Annotated in this window: 6 protein-coding genes; all 6 read right to left on the bottom strand. The window is 46.2% G+C overall.

Annotated elements, in window-relative coordinates; genetic code table 11:
• The coding region (locus tag RIC07_RS00055) for a flagellar assembly protein H (protein ID WP_446392726.1) at window positions 1–1,095 on the bottom strand (1,095 nt) is incomplete at its 3' end.
• A 407-nt stretch (window positions 1,096–1,502) separates the two neighbouring features.
• Window positions 1,503–1,937 carry an HNH endonuclease gene (locus RIC07_RS00050; protein WP_446392725.1) on the bottom strand — a complete coding sequence of 145 codons (435 nt, stop codon included), beginning with the start codon at window positions 1,935–1,937 and terminating at the stop codon, window positions 1,503–1,505.
• Entirely contained in the window at window positions 1,927–2,322 is a 396-nt protein-coding gene (locus tag RIC07_RS00045) for a hypothetical protein (RefSeq protein ID WP_446392724.1), read from the bottom strand. The genes RIC07_RS00050 and RIC07_RS00045 overlap by 11 nt, the downstream gene beginning before the upstream one ends.
• A 160-nt stretch (window positions 2,323–2,482) precedes the next feature.
• On the bottom strand, window positions 2,483–3,343 hold the full coding sequence (locus RIC07_RS00040) for a hypothetical protein (protein WP_446392723.1): 861 nt from the start codon (window positions 3,341–3,343) through the stop codon (window positions 2,483–2,485).
• Window positions 3,344–3,348: 5 nt separating this feature from the next.
• A complete protein-coding gene (locus RIC07_RS00035) occupies window positions 3,349–3,747 on the bottom strand; it encodes a hypothetical protein (RefSeq protein ID WP_446392722.1) in 399 nt (132 codons plus the stop codon).
• Window positions 3,748–3,822: 75 nt separating this feature from the next.
• Window positions 3,823–4,020, bottom strand: coding sequence for a hypothetical protein (locus tag RIC07_RS00030; RefSeq protein WP_446392721.1), 198 nt, complete (start codon window positions 4,018–4,020; stop codon window positions 3,823–3,825).
• Window positions 4,021–4,187 lie beyond the last annotated feature (167 nt).

Raw genomic sequence — 4,187 nt, 5'->3', positions numbered from 1 at the left:
GAGTTGCTCACGGGATACCTGAGATAATTGCAACAGGTATTGGCTTAACTGTTGGGGGGGTAATGCTAATAAAGAAGTGACCCGCGCGGTAAGTTGCTCATCCAATTCTCCAAATCGAATTTTCAGCAAATTTTCGACAATGAAATGCTGTGCTTGTTGAATGCCTGATTCACTGTTTTCAAGTTGAGATAATTGCAGGAGAAACGGAGTTAATTGCTGAGGGGGTAATGCCGATAAGGGAGTGATTAAAGCCGTCACGGTGGGGGTCAATTGTCCCAGACGAGTCTGGAGGAGGTTTTCGATAATCAGTCGTTGTCCTTGTTGTATACCTTGTTGTATACCTTGTTGTATGCCTTGTTGCAATCCTTGTTCCATGCCTCGTTGCAGCGCGGCATCCAGTTGTTGCCGATATAGGGGTGCTAACGCCATAATTAACTCCCTCTCCTCTGTGTCTAATTTTTGGTCTTGGTTGGCTTGTAAGTTGGCTTGCAAGTCATACAATAACTCTAGCGTAAACTGCCGTCGTTGGCTGTCTTCGGGTAATGCGGTGATCTCCTCGATGGCTTGTTGTTGGACTGTGCCTTTTCCGAGAAGTCTCAACCAGAGGGTTTGGGGGGTACGAGGGAGTTGGTGGATGACGACGATGGCTGTTCTGAACGCCTCATGGAGAAAATAGAGTCCATTGAACCAGTTTTGTTCGTCACCCAAGGCACCAAAGCTATCGAGTAAGGGGGTTGAGGCGGTGGGGGTAAGTATCCATAGTCGGGGGAGTTCACTAGGGTTCAGGGAAGTAGAGTCCCGTCTGGCGCGTCGTTCTAATTCAGCATATAGGTCAAACAGTTTAGAAAGACAACTGCGAATTTGACTGGGGGTAACGGCGTTGCGAAAGGGTTCAAAGACGGCGGAGGTTGTGGCGAAGCGCCCTAAAAGTCCCAGTGAGAGGAGGTAGTCATTTGAGATAGAGGTGGGGATAAATAAAACGTCAACCTCGCGCACTTCCCCAGCAATGTTGCGACTGGTTTGAACGTTTCCGATAGGGGATAAGAGTTGCTCAAGATAGTCCTTGGCAAATTGGTCATGGGGAAATCGAGTCATTGGGGCATGGGGATAGTCTACGAGTGTAGCTGTCTATCTTACCGGAGTTGGAGAAATTTCGCGATCGCACCTTGTCGGGGCGAGATGCCTGCATTAATGAACAACGCTAGAAACAGGGCGGGTTTACATAAGTTACCCGTTTTGGCTTACAGGTTATCGGTAAAACCCGCCCCTACAAACTATCGGGTCGCCCAAAACTTAATCAATAAAGCAATACCGTGACGCGACCCCTCCCTAACCCTCCCCTCGAAGGGGAGGGAACAAGATTGGCGCTTGCTGGGAATCAGGGAGCGATCGCACCATTGAATTGACCGGAAGGTAACAGGCGATCCTGGTAGGGGCGAGATGCACCTCATCAATGAATAATTACAATCCATTCAAATAGTAAGCGTTTGGATTCTTTCTGTTCACTGATTCGGTGGATGCAGTCCGGCTAAGATAAGTAGGCGTCGAAGATTTACGACTCCCGGACGGTTGAGTGCAAGTGCTGCGATGGTTGCACGACCGCAGGGGGTTAGACCGAGTAGTTGAGTTAAATCTTCACTCCAATCAAAATGCTCTGTCCAATTCTGCTGACGAGGATTGAATAGGGCAATCTCTTGTCCCGTCTTTGGGTCAGCATAAACAGTCCGGGTGTATTTACGACCATTACAGCCGAAACACGCCCAGGCTAGATTTTCAGTAGTGGTTGCTCCGCCTAGTTGTCGAGGCTTAATATGATCAACGGTAAAGCTGTCAGGAGAGAATTCATCTGGGCAACGGCAGTATTCGCATCGATGCTTCGCCCGTTGAGCGATTTCCTGTCTCAGTGCTGTGGGGATTCGTTCATAGTCAGACGGCATGGGAAGGTTGGGATCTCAACTGAATTTGTTGGTTTAAGCGGATTAAATCAATATTCCTAATCTGCGCTAGTTGGATCAGGGCTTCTAATCGTTTTACTCGCTTCTCCTCTAACAAATCTTCGTAACCTATTAGTTCCTGATATTCCGCTTCGCTCAGTTCACCCCATTCACAGCGATCGCGTAATGTGTTTAGATGTACCTGTTCCTCTTCAGAGATATGGTTCTCTATCACCTCAAGCAATTGGGTTTCCTGGGGACTAACTGTACTCGACTGAGGCGGCTGCGCTAAAAATTCCAATAGCTGCACAACTGCTATCAATTTGTCCTGAGGTAGCTGTCCAATCAGCGCGATCGCTTTTTGGTGAATATCAGTAGCAGGAGCCATTGTCCATCCCTAAGTCATGGTTAATTCATAGTTTAGCAAATCTTAGGATTGGTCTTGATCTGACCTCTCCCTAACCCTCCCCTTCAAGGGGAGGGAACAAAATTGGCGCTTGCTGGGAATCAGGCTGCGATCGCACCATCTTCTAAGTTATTCCTGTTGTTTAGCCAGAACTATCGGTAAGTACCTGATTTTCGGAAGGGTGCTTGTGGTGAGGTTGCTGGATAGGTGGACATAAGTAGTCAAAGGAATTATCAGTGTGTTCTAGCTGCATCTGGCGAGGTGCATTTAAGGCAATAACCGCGTCTCCAATTTTTTCACACCGCTTGCAGGAGGTGGCTTTTGCACCTTGTTCTAGGATTTCTCTTAAATTATCCACAATTCTAATAAATCCCCGGGTTTCATTATTTTTGGGTAATTGGGATGCCTGTTCAATATAGGATTCAACCTCTTGACGATAGCGATCTAACAAAAATTCGTCAATTTTACATTGACTTCGACAGGTTTCTACATCGCCAAACTCATCGGCAAACTGCTTTAATCCTTCTGCCAGGTTGTTTAATTCAACCTTGAGTGGGACAACAGCACGGGTGCAAACTGTGGCATCCTGTCCGATGTTGGCATATTTTTTCCTCAGCAGTAGTTCAAAGCGTTTGATATAGAGTCCTAATATTTGTAGGGCTTTTTCTTTATCTTGAGAACGGTTAAAGTCGAGTTGGTGCGTACTGAATAGTTGGGGAACGAGCTGGAGGATAGCTTTAAGTTGGCTGGTCTTAAATCGATTACTCCAAAAGGTTATGGCGTCGCCAATTGTTTGAATCGTTTCTAAGCGCAGAACAAAGTAGAATGAGATAATATTCATCAAATAGCTGCGTTTCATCTCCATTTGGATGTAGTTGGAGATGTAGAGGGGACGTTCGGCAAGGTTGGAGTTTAAATACTGCTGATAAGTTTGAGTCCCTAAGAGCAGGGAACGAACAACGGAGGTATCAAGAAAATGTTGAGGACTATCCTTGGCTTGCATATTATTTAGTCCTCATCGCTACCTAGCTCAATACCCGAGTTAAATTCTATCCCAAAGGGCAGGGTGTCGAAGCCCAAATCTTCCAGTTTTAAAATGGCTTGTTCGACTTCTTCATTACTTAGGGGGGAATCAACTAAAGTGGTGAGCAGATCGCGAACCCCTTGATACTGATTAGCCTGATAGTTAATCCAGCGATTCTCAAAGGCGATCGCGTCGTAAAAAGCCATCAGGATTTCGGTTAACGGTTCAAAGGGAAACTGATCGCGAATAGTCCTCAAGGTTCGCAACAGACTATCTGCGTAGACAGCCGCTATGGGTGTACCACAGTAAGGTTGGATTTTTTGCAAGTCGAGTTGGATAGAGAGAGTAAGTTGTTTGGGAGAAAGAAGCTGTACGTCTGGCATGGTTATTTGTATAAATGATTATTAAGTTATACAGTTTCTAAAGAATCAGACCGATCACCGCCAGTATAACGAAGTTTATATTAAACAAATTGGCAATGTACTGGGAGGGAACAAGATTGGCGCTTGCTGGGAATAAGAGAGCGATCGCACTATGGAATTGACCGGAATAGAACAGGCGATCGCACTGTTTGTTGTCCATCCGTAGGGGCTATTGACGTGCGCCCGATAAAATTGACGGGAATAGGAACAACCTGCGATCACACGGTTCGTCATTGACGCCGATCTAAGGACTGGCTATAGGAAATCGAGCTAAGAGTTGCTCACGGGATACCTGAGATAATTGCAACAGGTATTGGCTTAACTGTTGGGGGGGTAATGCTAATAAAGAAGTGACCCGCGCGGTAAGTTGCTCATCCAATTCTCCAAATCGAATTTTCAGC

This window comes from Coleofasciculus sp. E1-EBD-02 (genome assembly GCF_040218245.1).
In the GTDB taxonomy this organism is placed as follows: domain Bacteria; phylum Cyanobacteriota; class Cyanobacteriia; order Cyanobacteriales; family Coleofasciculaceae; genus Coleofasciculus.
Note: the sequence above shows the minus strand (reverse complement) of the source record. Positions and strands in the feature narration are given on the sequence as shown.